The following is a 19,891-nucleotide window of genomic DNA, read 5'->3' as shown; positions in this document are numbered from 1 at the left end:
AAGGAACGGTGCATGGACAAAAAAGAGCCGCCGAAAGACATTGTCGGCGACCGTGTCCTGGTCGGCCTCCAGAGCGTGCGAATCTCCAGGCTCTCCACCCACCCCATCCCGCTGGCAGCCGGCACCCTCATCGCCGTGGCAGGACAAGGGCCGAAAGACTCCAACGGAGCAGGGAAGTCGTCACTCCTGGCCCAGATCAGCTTGCTGCATGCCGACGAACAGTGGCGATTCAGCTCCGGCGCACCCGCCGCAGTCGACCTGCTGTTCAACTCCGAAGACGCCGGCGGCGAGGAGCACTGGGGCAACGCCGACTACGGATACCTCATCGGCGTGTTTGCACCCCCTATGGGCGCCCTCGCCCAGTTGCAGGCCGGCGCCCTGACCGTGTGGATCCGGATCGACAGAAACAGCCAAAAAGGCAGCCCCCGGCTGAAACTGCGCTGGCAGGAAGGACTGCTTCTACCCGCTGGAGACAGCGAAGCCGAACGGGAACAGTCCGCGGACTCTGTGTGGCACGCCTTGCCTCCACAGGCCGGACGATACGACGTGGCGGCCCGCGACCTTCCGTACACGCTCTACGGGGACCACGTGCGCTGCGTGTCGTTCCTGTCGACATCGGTACGGGCCAGTGCCGCCCCCAACCTCCTCGCCCAGCCACTCAACGAGATCTCCGAGCGGCGGATCTTCGAGGCAATCGCCGTACTCACCGGCATTGAGCACGAACTACAGCAGGAACGCCAGGCACGCCGCAACGAGTACGACCGCCTCCAAAAGGCCAGCAAAGCCGAGTCCGACCTCGCCACATGGGAAGAGCAGACTCAGATCACCGAAGAGGGCATCGAGGCCCGCGACCAGGCGCGCAAGGACGTTATCGACGCCGCTGACCGCTGGCGGTCACATACAGCACAGATGCTGTACAACGCCCTCCAACGCGATGCCGACATCCAATCCGAGATAGCCGGGGCCGACGCCGAGATCGAACAGGACAAGCGCACAGCGCACGAGCTAGCCAGGCGAGCGAAGGAACTGGCCGACGACGAGGCATTCACGAAAAGACAGAAGGCCGCGCAGAGCACATTCACAAAGCTCGACGACGCCGACCGCGACCTGGGCGAGCAGGTGGCAACTCTGCAACAGCAGATCGAAGAAGCCGACGGCTGGTGGCGTGAGGCAAAACTCAATGCCCGTGACGCCGACGGCCGCGACGAACCAACCGCCCAACGAGAGCGTGCCGACGCGGGCGCCGAGTTGGACAAGAGGGTCAAGGCAGTCGGAGTGGCGGAGAAGGCACTATCCGATGCCGAGGAAGGCTTGGAGGACGCGGAAAGCGGCAAAGACCTGGCAAGACAGCAGATCGACCTCCTCGCAACCGAGAGAATCGAGGCCATCTGTCTCCTTGACGCCGTTGCCCTCACTGATCAGCAGAGGCCAAAGTGGGAGCCGGCCCTGTGGCCGTACCGTGCAGCCGCCGTCGTGGACCACCACCACCTCAAGATGGCCAGTGACCTCCTCGCGGACCTGCCCGGCTCGATCTTGATCGCGGCCAATCTGACCGCAGCCGCAAGGAACGCTGACCTCCCGTGCAACACCAACTCGGACTACGACCTGAGCGGTTTCCTCGCGTCGCTGGACTCGCGAGTCACAGCCCACGCCAACCCTGACCGTGTCTACGATGATGCGGGCATCGTTACGATCGGCGGTTTTCCCCGGCCCGTGACCGACCGCGCTGCCCGCATCGCCGCTGCACGAGACCGCGTCCGTCAGGAATTCGACAGTCACCGGGAAGCCGTGCGGATGCAGAAGGCCGCCGAGCAGCAAGTCGCCGGTGCTGAGCGCAGACTGAACGGCGTAAGAGCCGCAGCCGAAGCCGTTGAGTTGCAGAGAAAGATCAGCACTCTGCAGGCGGAAGACCAGGCCGCCCGAGACGAGCGCGCGAAACTGGCCCCTGACCTCACTGCCGCAGCTGCCGAACGGGACGAGGTGCTCCGTCTGGAGGGGCGCCGCGAAAACGAAATCAAGTCTCTGCGCGCACAGAAGGCTGCCCTCGACGAAACCACCAGAGAGAGGCAAGAAAAACGGGGAAGTCTCGAAAAGGAGCAAGTACAGCTGGACCTCGCCGGACTGAGAGCCCGCTGGAACGGTACGGACGAGTCCGCCCGAGACTACCTGCTAGCCCTGCCAGAAACTCAGCAAGCCTGGACGCCTGAAGACTGGTGGGAAGAAGCCAAGACTCTGATCAACACCGCGATATCCAACTGCTTCCCTCCAGCCGCCTCTCACACCAGACCGAAAGAAGTCACCAGCCTGCTGGCCGAGTTCAGCCAGCGCGGCCCAGACAGCAGCACAAAGGCACAAGCGGCCTTCCCCGCGTTGCGCCACGCGCTGCACGTCTACCTGCGCCAGCACGAAGACACCGACCAGTATGAGCGCCAACAGATCGCCCATCAGCGCAAGGAGCGCCACGAGAGCCTGGACGCCGCGCGCATCGGCCACGGGGAAGCCGTCCAGGCCAGCCGAGCTCACCGAGGCGCGCTCACCTCTGCCATCAAGCAGAAGCTGGAAGACGTCAAAGCCGCGTTCGACCGGCTCGATATGGCCCACGGCGGATACGGAGCCTCACTCCAGTACGACGAACCTCTCCCTCCAGCCCACCCCACCGAGAACTGGGAATGGAAAGTCACGCCGACGTGGCGGCGCGCCCGCAGACGCCATCACATCCCCTACAACCGGCGGGCCAACACCGCACAGATCGATGATCGGGCGATCAAACTCGTGTGCGCCGCTGCAGCGGCGAGCGGCACCGGTCGGCCCCTTGTCCTCGTTCTCGACGAACTCGGCCGCAATCTCGGCAAGCAGCACCGCCGCGAGGCGGTCGCCCTGCTCGGCCAGATCGGCAGGGAGAGCGGCATCACCGTCGTCGGGGCACTGCAAGACGACATGGAGTCCTACGCCATCGACGCCTGCGGCGAATACATCAAGCTACGCCGCAGCTCAGACTCCAGCCCGTACAACGAGCAACCCGTCGTCGTCGGCTACGACGAGCACGCCCCACGTGTCGAACTGCTCCGGGCCTGGCTGACCGGCAACGAGTACCGGGATGCGGTATGACCGCCCGCTCCCGCCCGCGTGGCTTCGCGATGCGTCACCTCAGCGTCTATCCCGGCCTCACCACATACGCAGTTCCCCTGCCCGATGGTGACTACAGCACCGACCGCCACGGTAATCCCAAGATCGCGCGTGTCACTCTGGAGCCGGAAGGTTTCCCCGCACCGCACCGCCCGGACGGCCTGACCGACAGCCAGTGGGCCTTTGCCACCAACGGCCCCCGCCGATGGCAGTCCGCCGTGACCACATTCGGTGACCGTGCCGAGGAGATAGCCGCAGAGCTAGCGCGCAACGGATGCATCGTCCTCGAATGCGACTTCCGCGACGCCCGCGTGGTCCTGCCGCCCCGTGGCTGGGCTCCCCATCCTGACCTGCATGCGGCCCAGCAAGAGCGCACCAGCCAGCGCGCTGCCCAAAGGGCCACTCAGGACAACGAAGCACGCCGCCTTTCCGCCGAGCTTGCCCGCTATCCCGCCGCCCGACCATTGCAAGCCATCCTCAGAGCACAACGGCACGGTGCCTACCGTGACCACGTCATCGAGGCCGCCCGCGTCCTTCTCGCCGACGAGACCATGACCGGCATGGGCGAGGTCGAACCCTGGGCTCCTGTGCAGTGGCTCAAGCGTGGAACGAAGTCCGACTACGAGAAGGACCAGGAGCCGCTCGCTGAGGGTGGCCAGGGCGCTGTTTTTGGCGGCGTGCACAAGCACGCCCGCATTCCCGTCGCTCTGAAACAGCTCCGCTACGGTGATGAGGACTCTGTGCACCGCATGGGTCGCGAGATCTCCATCGGTCACCTGTACGGACAGCACCCGAACGTTATGCCGGTGCTTGACTCTGACCCAGATGGTCGATGGTTCGTCATGCCGCTTGCGAACGGCAGCGCAGCCAGCCACGCGGAACGTCTGCGGCGGGAGACCGGAGCTCTGCGGGACCTTGTCACAGCGGTCTGCGAAGGACTGCGCCGTCCGCACGCCGACGATCGGATGCACCGCAACATCAAGCCAGCAAACGTCCTCCTCCTCAACGGCAAGTGGGTCGTGGCGGACTGGGGGTTGGGACGTCAGCCCCGAGGAGAGACCAGCGTTCCCCACCGAACGCGGACCGGCACCGGCTTCGGGTCCGAGGGATTCGCCGCGCCGGAGCTGGCCTCCGGAAACCCCCATCATGTGGCGGCCAGTGCTGACGTCTACAGCATCGGACGACTCATCGCAGCCATCCTGACCGGAGAGCGTCCCGAGCAGAACGTCTCCCTGCTACCCGCGAACGGACCATGGCGAGCCGTAGTAGAGGAGGCAACCCGCCACAAACCGACCGACCGCCCGCAGGACGTGGACGAACTCCTGCGCCTGCTCAAGGACATTTCGTGACCGTTCCCACACTGTCTCAGCGTTGCCAGCCACTGAGCTTGGTCCGCCCCAGCTAAAGGATCACCTTGTCGATGACGCGCATCGCGCTAGAGCCGTACTTCCTCCACCAGGACCAGGTTCAGTCCCTCCTCGGCGAACAGCGGACGGAGTCCGCGCGGGCGAGGGCCGCTCGCAGAAGCGAGCCCGAGGCGGCGCTGCCCTACGTACTCGCAACAGAACTGGCAGAAGTTCTGTCCTCGTTTGGGGTTCGTGAGCTCGCCAGGTGCCTCCTGGAACAGGACCTGCGGGCAGGGCAAATCATCGGCGCTGAGCTAAAATTTACGTTCCAGCGGGACCGAGAACACGATGCCCCGGGCTTCAAGCCGGTCAGCTTCACGGCTGTTGTCGACGCGGGCGAACCGGTGCGCGTCACTGGCACTTTCAACTCGGCAAGAACCGCCAGCTCGTCCGCGGCCGGGAGCCTTGCCGGAAGCAGACGGGCCTACCTGATCGGCACGGTCACCAGTCTCAGCGCGGCGCAAATTGAGCTCAGGCCAGTCTTCATCGGCATTAGGTCGTTCATCGATAACCATGCTGCCGTCGAGCTCCCGGCGCCCGGAGCGCGGGTGTACCCCAGCGATATCGGCCAGTTCAGCGGGATCGACTTCGCGTCACCCCTCACAGAGGCCGAGAGGGAAGCGGTCCTGCGCGTGCCCGAAGAAGTGGTTAAACACGCCTTCGCCGGGCTGATCGGCGAGTCGTACGTTCCGAAGGACTGGGGCGGTGAACGTTCCGATCTCTACACATCGCGGGTGTTCGCCCGTGGCCACCAGGTTTCGGCTGCCTGGCTGTTCAAAGGACCCGGTCACCCCCGCGCAATGGACGTTAAGGCCTTGGGTAAGAACGGCGACCAGATCGACCGTCTGTTCACCGAGCCCGCAGAGCTACTCGTTCTGCAGCACTGCCACCAGATCAAGCCGAGCGTGGTGGGCATGATGGACGCCTACGCCCACGACGCCCGGCGCCCCCGCTCCTACATGATCATCGACGGGGCGGACACCGGACGTATTCTGAGGTCGCTGGGCCTGCTCCCGGCAATCTCAGCAACTCTGCCTCTGCAGAACCAAGGATCGGGAGCCCCAAGGCACTGAGCTCTTTCAAGGATCACGATCGCGCCGTGCGTGATGCTTGCGGCTACTTCAGGTACGGCGTTCGGCTGAGGGCCGGAGGGCTACCGTTTCCGCTTCGGTCTTTTCTGCTTGGACTTGGTTTTGCCCGTGTTGCGCGCCGGGTGCTTGGCGTTGGGATGGAGGGTTCGCTGCAAGTCCGAGGCGGGCCGCAATGTCCTCACTGTCGCGGTGCCGGAAGCGTCGAGCGGTCCGATGTGCCCGTCGTAAAGGATGTCCCGGAGGTCGCCGGTCGGTTCGTCGTACAGGAAGACAACGCCTCGCGGGAGATTGAGCTGGTGCTTCTTCGCACGCACATAGTCCATGACCCGCTGCTGGGCAGCGGCAGGTTCTTCTCCGGCAGGGCGAGTAGCCCAGACGAAGAGCCATCCTTCGGCGGGGTCGGCACTGGCCGTGATGGGGATGGTGATACTGCGGCCTTGACCGTTCGGCGAGGGGTTGTTGAGGAGCTCGGCGCCGTAGCGAGCGAACTTGTGCTGAGTGGTGTGGGCACCGGACAGGAGCGTGGCCCCGATGCTCAGCCAGCCCGTGACGTTGCGCTCTTGTAGTTCATCGACGAGGGACGCGGTTGGGGTCGCGGCCATGTGTGGTTTGAGGGCGGATGCGGCTTCGGGACCCGCCTCATGCTTAGTGTGGAACCACTGGTCGAGAGCGTCGGTGCGGCTCGTCACGATGGCCGGCTTCTGTGAGCGGTAGCGGCGCAACTCGGCTGGCGACGGCTCGGGGATGAACGGGAACGCGGTGCGCACCTGTGCCGGGTCAGGCTCAACCCAAAGGCCCGCCTCGAAGAAGTGCAGAAACAGGTCCAGCTCGTCCGGTGCGCTGAACATGAGCGTGACGTTCGGGTTGCGACGTCGCCGGAGGTAGAGCAGGAACTCAGAGGGTCGGTCGACGAGTTCCGTGATCAGCTCAAGGTCGTGCAGTGACACTGTCCAGGGGATGTTGTCGGCGCTGAGCAGCTCCGCCCGCACCAGCTCCGCGGTGGCAGTGAGCACGGGCGAGATGTCATCGAGGCTGACTGCGATCGTGTGGATCTCGCGGATGTGACTGAGGTCTACCCACCCCTCGTCCTCAATGCGCAGGCCTCCGTCCTGCTCGATTCCGTCCCGGATCCGACCAGCTTGCTCGGCGGCTTTCGTGACGATGCCGGTCAGATCATTGCGGATCCGTGTCTTCTTGCCGCCACGGGACAGTGCACTGAACGCGACGGCTTTGTCTTCGACGACAATGGCGACGTCGTCGATCAGGACGAGATGGTCGCCCTCGACGCGCTTGGTGTACTTCGCCGGGTCAGCGTTTGCCGTCTCCGTGGCATTCGCGGGCACGTAGTACTCGAACCCGTCCCGGTAGCGGGCTCCGGGCAGCACGCGACCCAGGGCGTCTCGGGTGCGGACTTCGAGGAGGTCTCCACGGTGCTTCGCGTACTTGTTCCATGCCGCCGAGGTCTTGAGATGCTCTTCCAGATTCTCGCGGACGGCGAAGACATGGAGCCCTGGGTGGGGCAGCATCAGGCGTTCGTCAGTGGTGACGATGAGCGGTTGGGTCCGCAGCGGATTCTGGCCGGCGGTGAACGCGTCGACGACTTCTGCAGGCGTCGCTCCTGCCAGATCCAGTCGGAACCGCTCGATGACTGCTTTGACCTTGTCCTCAGCGATGCCGGTATGTCTGACGACGTCTTCGATGGCCACCGTGGCCTCGACGGCTTCAGGCTCGAACATCGTCATGAGGCTGGACCGTGCGAGGTCCATGACCCCATCGTCAGCTCGCCCGGTCTCAGTGGACGCCATCGCTTCAGACACGGAGTCACGCATCGCGTCTATGCGATGGTTCATGCTCACCACCTGGAGCTCATGGCACGCGTCGAGAACCGCTAGGGCGTCAGACGCGTCGAAGCCGAGCTCGGCGACAAGAGCCGCCCGCACCTCCGGGTCACCGTCCAAGAGCGCGCGGTTGGTCGTTTCGACCATCTCCGGGTAGGACGAATTTCGCATCCACACCTCGCCCCCTTGGACGAGCAATGACACCAGAGCGAGCTTGTCGGTCGGATCCGCAGCGGCGAAAGAGCGCAGCTGAGCCAAGTGGAGAAGCTTGTCGATCTCCTCCCGCGCCGTCGATACGAAGTGGCTCATCTCCTGCTCTGCCACCGGACCCTGGGGGGAGGCTGTGACATCTGCCGCCTCCTGTGGAGGCACGAGAGCGGTCAACGCGAGTAGTTCGAGTGGCGCGGCACTGGAATCCGCGGTGACCGGAATCATTCCTGCGGGGACCAATGGCAAGAACGCCAGACGAGCCACCTCGATGAGCCGTATCGGGTCGAAGCGTCGTACCTTCGAGGCGAACTCGTCGACTGCTTCACCGACAGCTACGGCAGGATCGTCGCTCGCATGGAACTTCCCCATGAGCACCATCAGGGAGGCCCAGGAGTCAATGATTACCTTCGCGTGCGGGTCGAACACTGGCGACGCCGCACCAGCGTGACGCTTCCGCTTTTTGCGTGCCTCATGACGCTTCGTTCGAGAACCCACGATGCAACCTCACCACACATCGAGGATGGCGGCCCAACTGTTTCTTACGCTGGTGGAAGGGCTCGTAGTCGCGAACGCTCGGCAACGGAGTGCCGAACGATTGAAGATCGTGCTGTCGTCATTGCCGCCACTCTGTGACTCCTGGCGGCTACCGGCGAGACACGGGGGTAGAACCCCAATCGATCTCGCCGGTCCTCGGTGGCCTGCACAGCACAGAGGACTACGGGGCGAGAAATTCCAGGGCAGTTGAGGGGCCGGGCGGCAGACGGTTTATGGAGCCTGTGGTTTGAACGGGGTGAGGTCCGGTGGGTAGCCCTTGGCGCGGAGCCAGATGTCGAGGGCTATGGCGACGGTATCGCCGTGGGGCGTGCCATGGTCGGCGTTGTAGCGGCGGATGCGTCGCTGGAGCTGGAGGATGTCGGGGACGGCGTAGTTGAGCTGTCCGCGTTTGATGTGACGGTCGGCGATGACCGCCGCGGTCTCGGGATGTGGGGTGAGCGGATCGTCGGTGGGTCTGGACTGGGCTCCGAGCGCGTCGGCTATGTCACGGAGGCGACGGGCATGGTGGGAGAGATCGGGCACGGAGGTTCCTCCGGTCGGTCTGACTAGGCGGCTAGTTAGCCGCCTAGTGGCCTATCGGGATAGTCGGCGGAAGGGGCGGCCGCGCACTCAGCGAAGTGGCGGCCACCCCGTGTGCCGTATGGCGTGTCAGAAGCCGCGGGCGGTGAGCCATTCGTCCAGGGCGACCGAGACGATGTCGCCGATGGGCAGGTGGTCGAGTTCGTTGTCCAGCGCGAAGCGCTTGATGCGCTTCTTCAGCTTCAGCGCGGTCGGCACGGAGGAGTTCAGGCTCTCGCGCGTGATGATGCGCTGGTTGAGAACGGCAGCTGTGTTGGGAATGTCCTTGGGGCGGCCGGGTCCCTGAGCCCACGGGGCTCCCTCGCTGGGTGCTGCCTCCGATCGCGCGTTCTGCTCCTGGTGAGATACCGCAACATCGCTCCTCACCGGGAAGGCCGTACCGCCCGGGACCGGAGAAACGGCGTGCCGCACGGCAACCTCGGCGGTCGGTAGCACCCCAGCTGTCGTGGGGATGGCGTGAGACAGACCGGCCTGCGGAACCTGCTCGATCAGCTGTGTGGACTGAGCCGCGGGCGCTGCGGGCACGGCAGAATGAGCCGCGAACTGCCCGTGCCCATGCGTCGAATGCCCAGAGTGAGCAGACTGCATGGCGGGCACTCCTGCGGCCGGGTGATCCCGCTGGGCGGTCGGTGCCTGCACGGGGGCGCTCAGTACGGCGTCGACGGTCGGCTTACCCTGCGCCCCGGTCTCCACGGGGGCCGTGGAAGGCCGCTGGGCCTCGGCCTCATCGACGGCCGGATGCCCTTCGCCCTGGGCGTCGGCCTGTTCGGCGGCGAACTGTTCGGGTGTGAGCTCGGCGGCTGGCGGCGGGGGCGGCGGGGCCGTCTTCTTGGCCCCGCCCAGGGCCCGCCCGCCGGTGCGGCGGGCGGGAGGCTTCGGCCTGTCGTTCTTCTCGCTCATGCGGTCAGCTCCTTCATCAGGTTGGCGTACTCGCTCAGTTCGGTCGGGACCTCGCCGAAGGCCTCCATGTAGTGCACCCAGGAGTGGATAGTGGTCTCGGCGAGCGGGAACGCCTCGTCGCGGTCCGAACCGATGCCCTCGCCCTCGGCAGGCTCCAGCAGCTGCTGCTTCGCCCGGCTGGGCAGGCTGGTGCGGTCGTCGGCCTTGACCATCACCACATGGGCGGTGACGCCGCGCTCATTGCGGGCAGCGGCGCGCTCGGCCTCGTCGAACGTGGCCACCAGCTTGCGGCGCTCGATCTTGGTGGGGGCGACTGGCACGAGCAGCAGGTTCGCCTCGGTAACAGCCTCGTGGAAGATGCGGGTGCTGCCGCCGCCGGCGTCGACCACGATCGCGCCGAACTCGGCGCGCTTGGTGCGGATGTACTCGGCAATGTCATCGAAGGGGTAGCGCTCGATGACCAGGTTGGGGGGATCTCGAAGCCGGCGGCCTGGGCGACCTTGAACCAGTCGTAGGCGGACTGGCTGGTCGCGTCGGCGTCCAGCAGCAGGGTGGGCAGGTCGAGGACGACTGCGTAGTAGAGGGCGATGAACCAGGCGGAGGTGGTCTTGCCGGTGCCGCCCTTGAGCATGCCGACCACGATGACGAAGGCGTCCCAGGCGCTGGCCGCGGCCGCGGCCAGGGTCTTGGTACGGGTGTTCTCACTCACGAGTGCTTGATCTCCTGAATCGGAAAGGTGCGTTGACGTGCGGGCGTCGGCGAGAAGGCCGACGTTCGGCGGCTGCTGAGCGTGGGCGAAGGAGGACCCCGAGCAGCGCTGTATTCGGGATGGCCCGCCGTCGCTCCCGTGACCTGCCGGGCCTGGCCGGGGACCCGTTTGAGGGCGCTCATGACCGTTTCCTCGGGGTGCGGGCCGGGCCGTGGTTGTGCTTGGGGCGCATGTGGGTGCCTGCCTGGTGCAGGAGCCGGTAGACGGTGCCGACGGAGTAGTTGCACTCGCCGGCCAGGTCCGGCACCGTGGCGCCAGCCTCGTACCGCGCCCGCAAAGACTCCGCGAGCTTCGTTCGCCGTGCGGCATCGGCTGCGGAGCGGATGCGCAGTGTCTGCAGGGTGGTGCGGGGCGTGCCACCGGCCTCGATCAGCAGCCGCCGCGCGGCACGTCGCGTCACGGATCCGGCTACGGCCAACTCCGCGAGTGTGGCGCCCTGTTGCTCGTAGAGGCGGCGCAGCCGGGCGGCGAGGTTGCGGCGGGCTTGCCCGTCGCGCAGCCTGCGCGTCTGCCACGAGGTGCGCATCTCGGTCCCGGCCTCGTGCAGCCGGTTGAGGACCGTGCCGTAGGACAGGCCACTGCTCGCCGCGAGTTGGTCCACGGTGGAGCCGGACTCGTACTGCTCCCGCAGTGCTTGCGCGGTGACCTGATCGTCGTGATCGGCCGTGGGTGGAGGGGGTGGGTTCACGCTGCGGACTCCCATTCGCTGCGGGCTTCGGCATGGGCGGCGGCCAGCTCGTCGTAACTGCGCTGGTCGGCGGGGGTGATGAGGATCAGCCGTCCATCGGTGGCGATCCGCCAGTCGGGTACGGCGCGGCCGGTGACCGGATCGAGGACACAGCCGTCCGGGGCGTGCCACGCGGTGGGAACCTCGTCGGGGCGTGGCGCGGGAATCACGATCTGGCGCCCGTCGCGGACGATCACCACGGCCTTGCTGCGGTGCTCCGACAGCCGCTCCAGAGCCCGTTGGTACGCCGTGCGCTCGGCGGCGTGCACCGCCTTGCGCCGGGACGCGACGCCCGCGGTCCCGTGCCGCGCCGCGACTGCGTCCCAGCCGCGGGCCGGCTCGGAGATCTCTTCGGCCGCAGCCTCCAGGGGGCGGTCACCGAAGCCCTCCAAGGCATGAGGTGCCAGGGTCCAGGTCTCACCGCTGTGGTGGACCAGGCCGTGGTCGGCCAGGCGCCGCAAGGCGCGGTAGAGGGTGGCGCGGGAGACGGAGGACGAGCCGACAAGCTCGGCGACCGTCTGCGCTGGCCGGGCGTGCAGTGCACCGATGACCACCAGTGCGGCGCTGCCGAGCCCGCGGTGGGCGAAGGCGTCGTGGCCCATCAGCCGGCCGATGACGGTGGAGTCGAGGTCGGCCGTCGTGCCCGTCTCAGAGGTGGGCCACTCCTCAAGTGCCAGGTCGGGGGGGTACTGAGTGGTTCGGAAACGAGATTGCGCTACGGGGGTGCTGTGGCGGTCGGCGCTGCCCTCGGCGAGATACCAGGTCGAGCCCTCGCGGCCGTGGCCGACGCGCAGACGTCGCAGCCAGCCCCATGGTTTGAGGACGGTCTCGTAGACGACCCGGAGGGTCGTGCGGGATATCCCCGCTTCCTCCGCGGTCTGCCGCTCGCTGGCGTGGTGCAGGGGACCGCCCGCGATCTGGGCGAAGTTCAGATGCGCTCGCAGGACCCGCAGTGCGGTCCGCCCACGTTCCCCACGCCAGGGCGTCGTCTCGATGCGGTCGCGCAGCGCGGCAAGCACCTCGTACGCGTGGTGCCGCGATTCCAGCACCCTCGTGCGGCTAACCGCGGCCGAGGCACTGGCCCACACCCGGCCGATGTACGCCAGGGCACGCGATTGCCCGGAGCGCAGCGCGATGCTTCGGGCGTGCCGCCCGCCTTCGTGATCGGGGTGCAGCAACAGCTGCGTCAGCTGCTCGACGGTGCCGCGAGCGCGAGCGACATGGCAGGCGATGGCCGCCGTGATCCGGTGCCCGTGTTCGGCCGCGCCCTGACGGTTCCCGCGCAGGGACACGCTCTGGCCGTCGGAGGCGAGCCTGCTGTAACTGCCCGCCGCATAGCGACCGGTGAGATCCCCGAGCAGAATGAGATCGGCTGCAGCCGTAGGTAGATAGTGAAGACCCAGTCGCTCGCCTGGGTGAAATGGCCGTCGGAGAGAACCTGTCTGGTGGGTGCTGTGTGGCACTGTGGAGCCGTCCCGCAAGGACAGAGACGCCACCCAGGCCCGCTAAAACCACGGGTGGTGTCCGGTACCGACCTCCAATCGGTGCCAGCGAAGCCTCCAGGATGGCCATCCTGGAGGCATTCGTATGCCTGGCTGCGGTGCTGGAGGCAGGCGTCCCCATCGCGGCTCGACCGAGATCGATTCCGAGTGCCGTCAGCGGGTCCACAGCCTGATCAACGCCGTCTGACCTGGGCCGACTCGGACCAAAACAGAGGGCGATTGCCTCTGATCGGCTCCGAGCAGCTCGGTTCGAATCGGGGTCGAATCAGAGCGGTTTCCTCTGACTGCCTCCGGTCGCCTCTGCAACCCGACCTAGCAGGTCACAGCCGATCCGATCCGCGAAGCCGCAGGTCAGAAGGGTGCGTCAGGAATACCCGGCGTACAGCCCGACTCGTCTGCCGCTGGCATTGCCCGCGCCTGCCACTACCGCCGATGCACCCGCGCTGGCGTCCGTGCGCGTCGGCGGTACCACCCAGCGGCCGCGACTGCCGTTGTGGCCGCCGCGGCGGCCGTGAGGGACAGCCACGGCGGCGACGGCCCGGCGCCGACGACTGTCCGCAGTGCGGTGACGAGCAGCCAGCCGCTGGTCGCACCCAAGGCCAGGCCGACCGCCGCATCGACGTGGGCGAGCGGCCCGGACACCGGTGGGGGCGCGGCGCGGCCCGACGCCACGCGAGACGCGGCCAGCGGCACGGCCAGGGCGAGGACGGAGAGAAAAGCGATGAGAGAGGTCTGCAGGTAGCCGGGCGCGGGAACGCGGTAGCCGAGTGCCTGCACGGCCGCCAGCCCCATCAGCAGCGCCCCGAGGAACGCCGTCTGTAGCAAGGCCAACCACTGCTCGCGCCGGTTGAGCCGGCTGACGATCGTGGTCTCGGCGATCCGGACCATCTCGCTCACCTGCTCCCGGACGTCGCCCAGATAGGCGCAGTCATCCTCCACCATGCGCCGGAAGCGGGTGCCCGCTCGGCGGTCGGCGTCGAACAACGAGTCCGGCCTGACCTCGGCGGGCAGTGGAACAGCCTCCTCCATCGAGTGGAGGGCGATCTCCACGGAGCGCAGCGCAGAGCGGCGAAGGGTCAAGGTGCGGACCAGGCCGGTCTCGCCGACTTGCAGGTTCTTCAGCAGGGCCTGGGAGCGCAGCAGCTCATCGAAGAGCGCTGCGGACTCGTTCTCGATGAACCGCCGGTGCAGTCTGGCGAGTTGGTCGCACCGTTCGGTCAGCAGGCGCCGAAGTTCACCGAAGTCGCGGCCTTGGAGATAGGTGGCCATCTGACGGCGCATCCTCCCCGCATGGACCAGGTACCGCACGAACGGGGCCAGCGTGTGCCGGTCGCGGGGCTGCCAGAGCCACTCATCCAGCGCTCCCTCCGCCTCCGCGTCCGCGAGCGCGACGATGCGGCGGTCCCGCGCCGGGAGTCGGTCCTGCTGGCTCGGCTTGGCATGCCACACGAGCACTCCCTCGGCCGTGCGGTGCCACTGCTGCCGCTGGGTTCCCTCCCGCAGACCGGGGATGTCCCGGGCCAAGAGGACGGCGGCAGCTGTGGCTGAGTCTTCGGACGCCAGGACTCTCTCCCCGTCCGGTGTGTCGCGGGAATCAGCGCCCGGGGCGGCGGCGAGTGCCGAGTGGACGTAATGCAGGCCCAGCAGCGGCTCGGCGGAGAAGGGGCCGAGGCGCTCGGACCACCGTCTGTCCAGGTCCTCCCAACTGCCGACTTCGTCGTCGCCGGGAGCCAGCATTGCCATAACCCCCAGCAGATCTTGCTCGATGAACAGGAACGCCTGGTAGAGGGAAGGTCTGTCGTCGCCCGGTATCCGGGGGCGTTCGCGCGCCCCTATGAGCTCCGTCCCGCCGCCGATGGTGCGGGCGAGTTCCTCGGCGAGCTTCTGCTGCGCCGGGAACGGCGTCTCAAGGCCCCACCGTGCCAACGGGGCGTGCATGGCGAAGCTCTCGCAGTTCTCCCAGAGCCGCCGCACCGCGTCGACTGCCTGCGGTTCATCAGGGTCGGCGACGGCCAGGACGAGGAGCGCGCGGCTGTGCAGCGCGAGGCTGGTCACCGGTCAGTCACCAAGGCGGGGAAGCGGATCCGGGGGACGCTGCACATCGCTGGGTGGGTGGGCGGACACGTCTTTGATGAAGGTGTTGACCAGCGCAAGGACATCTGCGGGGGCCTCGGTGAACTGTTCGGGTTCGGGGTCTTCGGACAGGGCGGGCCGGGCCATGGGCGGGGACGTGAGCGTCAGCAGACGCCCGAAGGCGTCCTGGGCCTCGGCCAGCGCATCCTGCTCGAACGCGGACTTCAGACTGCGGATTTCCTCGTGGACGCGCGACCAGGAGGCGGCGCCCAGAAGGTTCCACTCCTCCGGAGCGCTCAGATGGGAGAGGACCGCGGCATACAGGGCGTCCCAGGCGGCGGACCGGTTGTCATCGGCCATGAGAGGCATCCCCTCGGAAGGTTTCACGGGCGTCAGAGAACCTCGGGACAGCGGGTCGCGTCGGGCCGAAGTGGACGTAAGTAGCCCAGAGCTGGGGCTCGCGCGGCACGAGATTCCGGATGCCGCGCACGGCGTCGTGGAGGGCCAGCGCGGGATCGATCTGTTCCAGGTGCCGGCGGGCACCCGTGGGTGAGGGGGTGAACAGGCGGCGGGCGATGTCCGCCGCAATGTGATCGCGTGCGGGCATGAGCGAGCTCAACACGTGGGGGAAGCCCGCGACCTGGAACGCTGTCCCCAGGTGGGCGACCTCGTTGACGAACCGATGGCCCGCGAAACCGCCGAAGCAGGTGAGCAGCAGGCATCCGGTACGGCCACTGCCGAAGCGGCGTGCCCTGATCTCGGCGACGCTCAGCCGCGCGTCGTGGAGTAGGAGGCCGGAGTCGCTGGGGTTGTCCGCGGCCACGTCGGTGTGAGCGGTGATGACGGCCCAGGCGTTCCGGCCGAGTTCCACCGCCACTCGGTCCGATACGGCCGTCTCGTTGACCAGGGGCTGGACGCCGTACGAAGCGGCGATGCCGACGGCCGCCCGCCCGGTGGCTTTGAGGCGGCGCTGCCCCGCTGTGTTCTCCATCGCAACGACGGTGATCGACTCTCCGCCCGCACGTGCGCTCTCGGCTGCCCGCCGGCGTGCCTGGCGCAGCATGCGAAGGCTAGGAACATACGAGGAGACGACCCGGTCGATCGCGCACGTCTCGGTGACCGGGTCGAGCGCCGCGTGCAGGGGGAGCAGGGTCAGGCGGCCGGTCGGACACCAGTGGAGCCGGGGCCAAGACGCTGCAGGTCGTGTCGGCAAGTCCCCCTGCCCGAGGTGGGAGAGGACGGGCCCGACGACTTGCCGCCACAACCATGTCTGGACTTCCCTGAGGCGGGCCGAGCGATCGGCCTCGTCCGGGTCCCACCACAGGGCCACCTGCTCGTCCACCTCCTCCGGCGTGACCCCGGGCAGCGGGACCACCTCGACACGGTCCCTCCCTCCCCCGGCGCGGATGACAAGGGCGTCGGAGCGGTGCCCGCTGACATTGATCAGCACCGTGGGGTCGGGATCAGAGCCCACCGAGGTGTCAGTCGGCAGGGGTAAGCGGAAGGACTCGAAACCGGGGAGCCGCCGGATACTGGCGAGTACGTCAGAGCACTCCGCGTCTTCCCCGTCACCGGCCGAGTCGCCGGTGCGCTGCCCGGGCAGGCCGGCCTCGTGCCGTCGCCGGTCCTCGGCCCGGAGGTCCGCCGCCAGGCGGGGGTGGGCGCGGTCGAGTGCCTCCAAGTCCCAGTCGTCGGCCATCTGGGCCAGCAGGACACCGCGGCCCTCCTCAAGACGCTCCACCGCCGCGTCCGTCCGTCCGGCTTCCAGCGCCGCGGCGGCAGCATCGGTGACCAGATCCTCGAAGAGGGTCAGCAGGTGCTCGCGGTCGGCGGGTTCCAGGTGGGTCTGGCTCATGGCCCCGCGGATCTGAAGAGCCTTGCGATAGGCGGCCTCGGAGGTCGGCCAGTCCTCTTCCTCGGCGGCGAGCCGACCCCACGCGCGTGCAGCGGTCAGCCGCACCTGAAGACGCCCGGCGGGGGACGAGACCGCCTCTTCCAGGAGCACGGCGGCCTCGAGTCGGAAGGGCCGCGGGTGCTCGGCGATTTCTGCCTTGTACTGGAGCGAGTTCGCCAGGTCGACACGGAAGACGACGCCGTCGGGGGTGTCCGGCCGACTGCCCTCGACGCACTCCCGTCCATGGGCGATCGCATCGTCGAGGTCGTGGAGGCGGCGGGACGCGTCGTAGCGCATCCGCAGGGCGTTGGTGAGCACAGCCAGGCAGCGGCGCCGGGCGGGGCTTTCGGACGGGATGATGCGCACCGCCTCGCGGGCGGCATCGACCGCCTCGGACAGTTCGATGTCCGAGGAGGGGTCCACGAGCCGCTTGGCCTCGGAGTAGTTGGACAGGGCGGTGGCGTGGTACAGAGTGCCCGCGGCGATGTCCACCGCCCGCTTGAAAGCCTCGACCGCGGCGGTGATGTCGGAGTGGGCGTCGAAGCGCTCGTACTTGCGCAGCAGTGCCGCGCCGAGCGTGGTCGCCGCCAGGTAGCGCAGCCACGGATCCCCGGCCGTGCTCAGGAAGGCATCGGCGAGCTCTGCTTCCTCGACTGCCGCGCATGCGAGTGCGGAGTCACCCACGCGTACCGCACGTGCTGGGAGAGCCTGCGCGAGGACGAGGCGGTAGCGGGCGCGCAGCAAGGGGTCACTGTCGGGGCGCAGGAGCACCTCGCGGAAGATCTCCACACCGAGGTCTCGACGACCGTCCAGGTTCAGTTCGGCGGCGAGCAGCACGGCGCTCCCGAGGTCGCGCATGACGTCGTCCTGGTCGGATATCTGTCGCGTGACGGGATGGTCGGCCAGGGTGCACGAGGTGCGCAGGAAGCCCTCCAGAAGCTGCCGGTCGTGGTGGGTGCGGAGTTCTGTGACGAGGACGTACAGGTGAGACCGCAGGGCCGTCACCACGTCGGCTTCCAACGCGGGCGGCGGTTCGCGCGAGGCGCGGACGGAGACGACGTCGGGGAGCGCGGCCGCGGGGATCTCGGACTCAACCCGGTCGCCGAGGGCGGCGAAGCACCAGGACGCGGCCACCCGGTCGAGGCGTTGCTCCTCGTCCTCGGCGCGCCCGAGGTAGCGGAACCAGTGAAAGAGGCCCAGCAGGTGCAGCGCTGCCGCTGACGTCGCTGCCAGTGCATCGCTGTCGGCTGCCCACGGCCGGTGTTCCGCCGGGCCCGTCCGGGCCGACAGGCCGGTCAAGACCGTCCGGGCCGTTTCCGTGGCCGCGGCGAGTGCGTCCGGGGTGGTGAGAGCGGAGGCGTCCTCGGCGGCCAGGGCAGCGTCGAGGCGTTGCCTCAACGCTGCCTCGGGGTCCGGAGCGGTCAACGCGCCCTCCTGTGCCGGGGAACGGGGCGGGGCTGGGGAGAAGCGAACCACCACGGCGGCTCCGCGTACAGGGGCGCACGGTGTCGCACGTCCGGCGCGTGTGGGGGCGTCCAGGGATGGCACCGCATGGCGGCCGCCGCCGCCCGGCGGTCCGGCCGACTCCGGACAGCTTCCCCGCTACGGCGCCGTCGGCGGCCACGGCCTCGGCGGCGTGGACGCCCGCACCGCTGCGGCCGAACGGTGATGAGGTGCTCTGCGTGTTCGAGCCCTGCGCCCGCTACGACCTCGAATGCAGCCTGGTGATCGTAAGGAAGGGGCTGTCCCTCCAGGGCGCCCATTCAGACTGGGTCCATGCTGAGTGGCCGGGCGGGTGTGGGACGCGGCGCTTCCCGCCCCCGCTGCCGACTGAGCGTGTGGCTCAGCCTTACCGGAGGCGCGGCCGCGTGGGGTCCTGACCGGAACGGATCTCGGTCATGTGCCTCAGGGAGCTCCTCATGTTGCGGACGATCTCCACGACCCGGGCTCTGCGGCCGGAGCCGTCCGGGATCAGGAGTGAGTACCCATCTTCCTGGGGGACGGCTTTCACCGCGTCGAAGACCAGCTCCCCGTCCAGCGCCACAGCGAAGTCCAGGTCGTCGACCCTGTCCAGCACGAACCTGGGCGGGTCGAACCGCCTGAGCCCGGGGATGCCTGCACCCCAGCTGACGGCCAGCCGTGCCCGCAGCCGAGCCAGGACCGGTCGCCAGGTCTCCTGGTCGGTGGACTGGAACTCACAGCGGAATTCCAGCCTCCTGTCCTCCTCGATCCACTCCTCCGAGTATCGCGGACGGCTGTAGAACGCGAGTTCGCGGTCCGGCAGTGGCACTTTGATGAGCCGGTCGTCCCTGCCGCTGTACATCTTGCCCGGTGTCAGAAAGGGACCCCGAAGATCCAAAAGACCCCGGCCAGGAGCAACAGGAGTATCAAGGCGGCCAGCGATGTCCGGGCCATCGGTGTCCGCCACCGTACTTTTGGGTGGGCTCCCGAGGAGCCCGGAGGAGCCGGCGGTCCCGATGGCGCCTTCGGCTCCGGGAGCCTTTCAAGGGGCATGGCCGGGTCACCGACCATGCCGCCCTCCACGAGCACCGCCAGCCGTCCCGGGAACAGCTCGGCCACGTCCTCTGCCTCGGAGACCAGGTTGAGCAGGTGTGCCTGCCCGTGTTCCTTCCCGGAGAGCAGCGCCGACAGCCGAGTCAGGAAGGCCGCCGAGGCACCTGGGGCCGACCGTCCGGCGATCCACCGGTCGAAAGTTGCGCGCCCGGCCGCCGGGGCGTCGCGCGGTAACGGTTCCAGGGAGGCCACCGACGCGAGCAGCCGGGTGGTCAGGTCCTTTCGTTCCATGGCGAATTCGGAGGGTGCGGCGAGCAGCCGGTCCACCTCCGGGGCAGGGCAGACGCCGTCGAGGAGGTCGGACAGCACCCCACGGCCCTGCTCGTCCTCGTCGAGATCGGCCAGGAGGCAGGAGGCGAGACTCAGGACGATCGCCGCGTCCTGCTCGGCGGTGTCGTGCGCGCCCTCCAGGACGAGGGTGTAATAGATGAGCCTGCCCCCGGAGTCGGTACGGACCGATGGGATGCCGCTGAGCAGGACCCTCCAGTGCCCCTCGCCGTCCTCGGCGACGGCGTGGAGGCACGGCCGCTCGGTGGCAGTCCAGTCCGCGTAGGTGTCCCACCAGCGGCTGTCAGGGGCCGAGTTGACGAATGCGTAGTCGATTGCGCGTGAGCGCGTACGGAGGTGCACTTGCACGAGGGGTTCCT

The 19,891-nt window shown here is 67.9% G+C and carries 14 protein-coding genes; 3 read left to right on the top strand and 11 right to left on the bottom strand.

Translation table 11 applies throughout. The annotated features are described in order from the left end of the window. Nucleotides 1-12 precede the first annotated feature (12 nt). The 3 genes from FDO69_RS35155 (at nt 13) to FDO69_RS35145 (ending at nt 5,605) form a co-directional block, all read left to right on the top strand. On the top strand, nt 13-3,108 hold the full coding sequence (locus tag FDO69_RS35155) for a coiled-coil domain-containing protein (RefSeq protein ID WP_104786632.1): 3,096 nt from the start codon (nt 13-15) through the stop codon (nt 3,106-3,108). Then, entirely contained in the window at nt 3,105-4,475 is a 1,371-nt protein-coding gene (locus FDO69_RS35150) for a protein kinase domain-containing protein (protein WP_104786629.1), read from the top strand. The genes FDO69_RS35155 and FDO69_RS35150 overlap by 4 nt, the downstream gene beginning before the upstream one ends. 71 nt (nt 4,476-4,546) lie before the next feature. After that, entirely contained in the window at nt 4,547-5,605 is a 1,059-nt protein-coding gene (locus FDO69_RS35145) for a hypothetical protein (protein ID WP_104786627.1), read from the top strand. Between the two features lie 80 nt (nt 5,606-5,685). On the opposite strand, the gene FDO69_RS35140 is transcribed toward FDO69_RS35145, so the two are convergent. The 11 genes from FDO69_RS35140 to FDO69_RS35090 all read right to left on the bottom strand — a co-directional run bounded on the left by FDO69_RS35140 (nt 5,686) and on the right by FDO69_RS35090 (nt 19,880). Next, nucleotides 5,686-8,097 (bottom strand): preprotein translocase subunit SecA, encoded by a 2,412-nt coding sequence (locus FDO69_RS35140; RefSeq protein ID WP_234388232.1) that lies wholly within the window; start codon nt 8,095-8,097, stop codon nt 5,686-5,688. 339 nt (nt 8,098-8,436) lie between these two features. Further along, entirely contained in the window at nt 8,437-8,748 is a 312-nt protein-coding gene (locus FDO69_RS35135) for a hypothetical protein (protein ID WP_104786624.1), read from the bottom strand. 126 nt (nt 8,749-8,874) lie between these two features. Next, nucleotides 8,875-9,705 (bottom strand): hypothetical protein, encoded by an 831-nt coding sequence (locus tag FDO69_RS35130; protein ID WP_138430255.1) that lies wholly within the window; start codon nt 9,703-9,705, stop codon nt 8,875-8,877. Next, nucleotides 9,702-10,094: a hypothetical protein gene (locus FDO69_RS42460; RefSeq protein WP_234388231.1), complete on the bottom strand. Its 393-nt coding sequence runs from the start codon at nt 10,092-10,094 to the stop codon at nt 9,702-9,704. Before FDO69_RS42460 ends, FDO69_RS35130 begins: the two co-directional genes overlap by 4 nt. 498 nt (nt 10,095-10,592) lie before the next feature. Continuing rightward, complete coding sequence (locus FDO69_RS35120) at nt 10,593-11,162, bottom strand: helix-turn-helix domain-containing protein (RefSeq protein ID WP_413253742.1); 570 nt, start codon at nt 11,160-11,162, stop codon at nt 10,593-10,595. Then, the gene (locus FDO69_RS35115; RefSeq protein WP_104786619.1) at nt 11,159-12,493 is read right to left on the bottom strand and encodes a transcriptional regulator; all 1,335 of its coding nucleotides are present in this window, start codon (nt 12,491-12,493) and stop codon (nt 11,159-11,161) included. Before FDO69_RS35115 ends, FDO69_RS35120 begins: the two co-directional genes overlap by 4 nt. Nucleotides 12,494-13,126: 633 nt before the next feature. Continuing rightward, nucleotides 13,127-14,758: a CATRA conflict system CASPASE/TPR repeat-associated protein gene (locus FDO69_RS35110; RefSeq protein ID WP_104786617.1), complete on the bottom strand. Its 1,632-nt coding sequence runs from the start codon at nt 14,756-14,758 to the stop codon at nt 13,127-13,129. A gap of 3 nt (nt 14,759-14,761) precedes the next feature. Continuing rightward, complete coding sequence (locus FDO69_RS35105; RefSeq protein WP_104786614.1) at nt 14,762-15,136, bottom strand: hypothetical protein; 375 nt, start codon at nt 15,134-15,136, stop codon at nt 14,762-14,764. Then, nucleotides 15,126-18,095, bottom strand: a complete 2,970-nt coding sequence (locus FDO69_RS35100; RefSeq protein ID WP_138430253.1) for a CHAT domain-containing protein — start codon at nt 18,093-18,095, stop codon at nt 15,126-15,128. Before FDO69_RS35100 ends, FDO69_RS35105 begins: the two co-directional genes overlap by 11 nt. 424 nt (nt 18,096-18,519) lie before the next feature. Continuing rightward, nucleotides 18,520-18,993, bottom strand: a complete 474-nt coding sequence (locus FDO69_RS35095) for a hypothetical protein (RefSeq protein WP_104786608.1) — start codon at nt 18,991-18,993, stop codon at nt 18,520-18,522. Between the two features lie 11 nt (nt 18,994-19,004). Then, the gene (locus tag FDO69_RS35090; protein ID WP_104786605.1) at nt 19,005-19,880 is read right to left on the bottom strand and encodes a hypothetical protein; all 876 of its coding nucleotides are present in this window, start codon (nt 19,878-19,880) and stop codon (nt 19,005-19,007) included. Between the last annotated feature and the right edge of the window lie 11 nt (nt 19,881-19,891).

The organism is Streptomyces tibetensis (assembly GCF_007655005.1).
Classification (GTDB): domain Bacteria; phylum Actinomycetota; class Actinomycetes; order Streptomycetales; family Streptomycetaceae; genus Streptomyces; species Streptomyces tibetensis.
Note: the sequence above shows the minus strand (reverse complement) of the source record. Positions and strands in the feature narration are given on the sequence as shown.

Excerpts from the sequence above, each read along its gene's own strand:
- FDO69_RS35095 (WP_104786608.1), bottom strand. The coding sequence starts at position 18,993 with ATGTACAGCGGCAGGGACGACCGGCTCATCAAAGTGCCACTGCCGGAC.
- FDO69_RS35155 (WP_104786632.1), top strand. The coding sequence starts at position 13 with ATGGACAAAAAAGAGCCGCCGAAAGACATTGTCGGCGACCGTGTCCTG.
- FDO69_RS35150 (WP_104786629.1), top strand. The coding sequence starts at position 3,105 with ATGACCGCCCGCTCCCGCCCGCGTGGCTTCGCGATGCGTCACCTCAGC.
- FDO69_RS35145 (WP_104786627.1), top strand. The coding sequence starts at position 4,547 with ATGACGCGCATCGCGCTAGAGCCGTACTTCCTCCACCAGGACCAGGTT.
- FDO69_RS35130 (WP_138430255.1), bottom strand. The coding sequence starts at position 9,705 with ATGAGCGAGAAGAACGACAGGCCGAAGCCTCCCGCCCGCCGCACCGGC.
- FDO69_RS35105 (WP_104786614.1), bottom strand. The coding sequence starts at position 15,136 with ATGGCCGATGACAACCGGTCCGCCGCCTGGGACGCCCTGTATGCCGCG.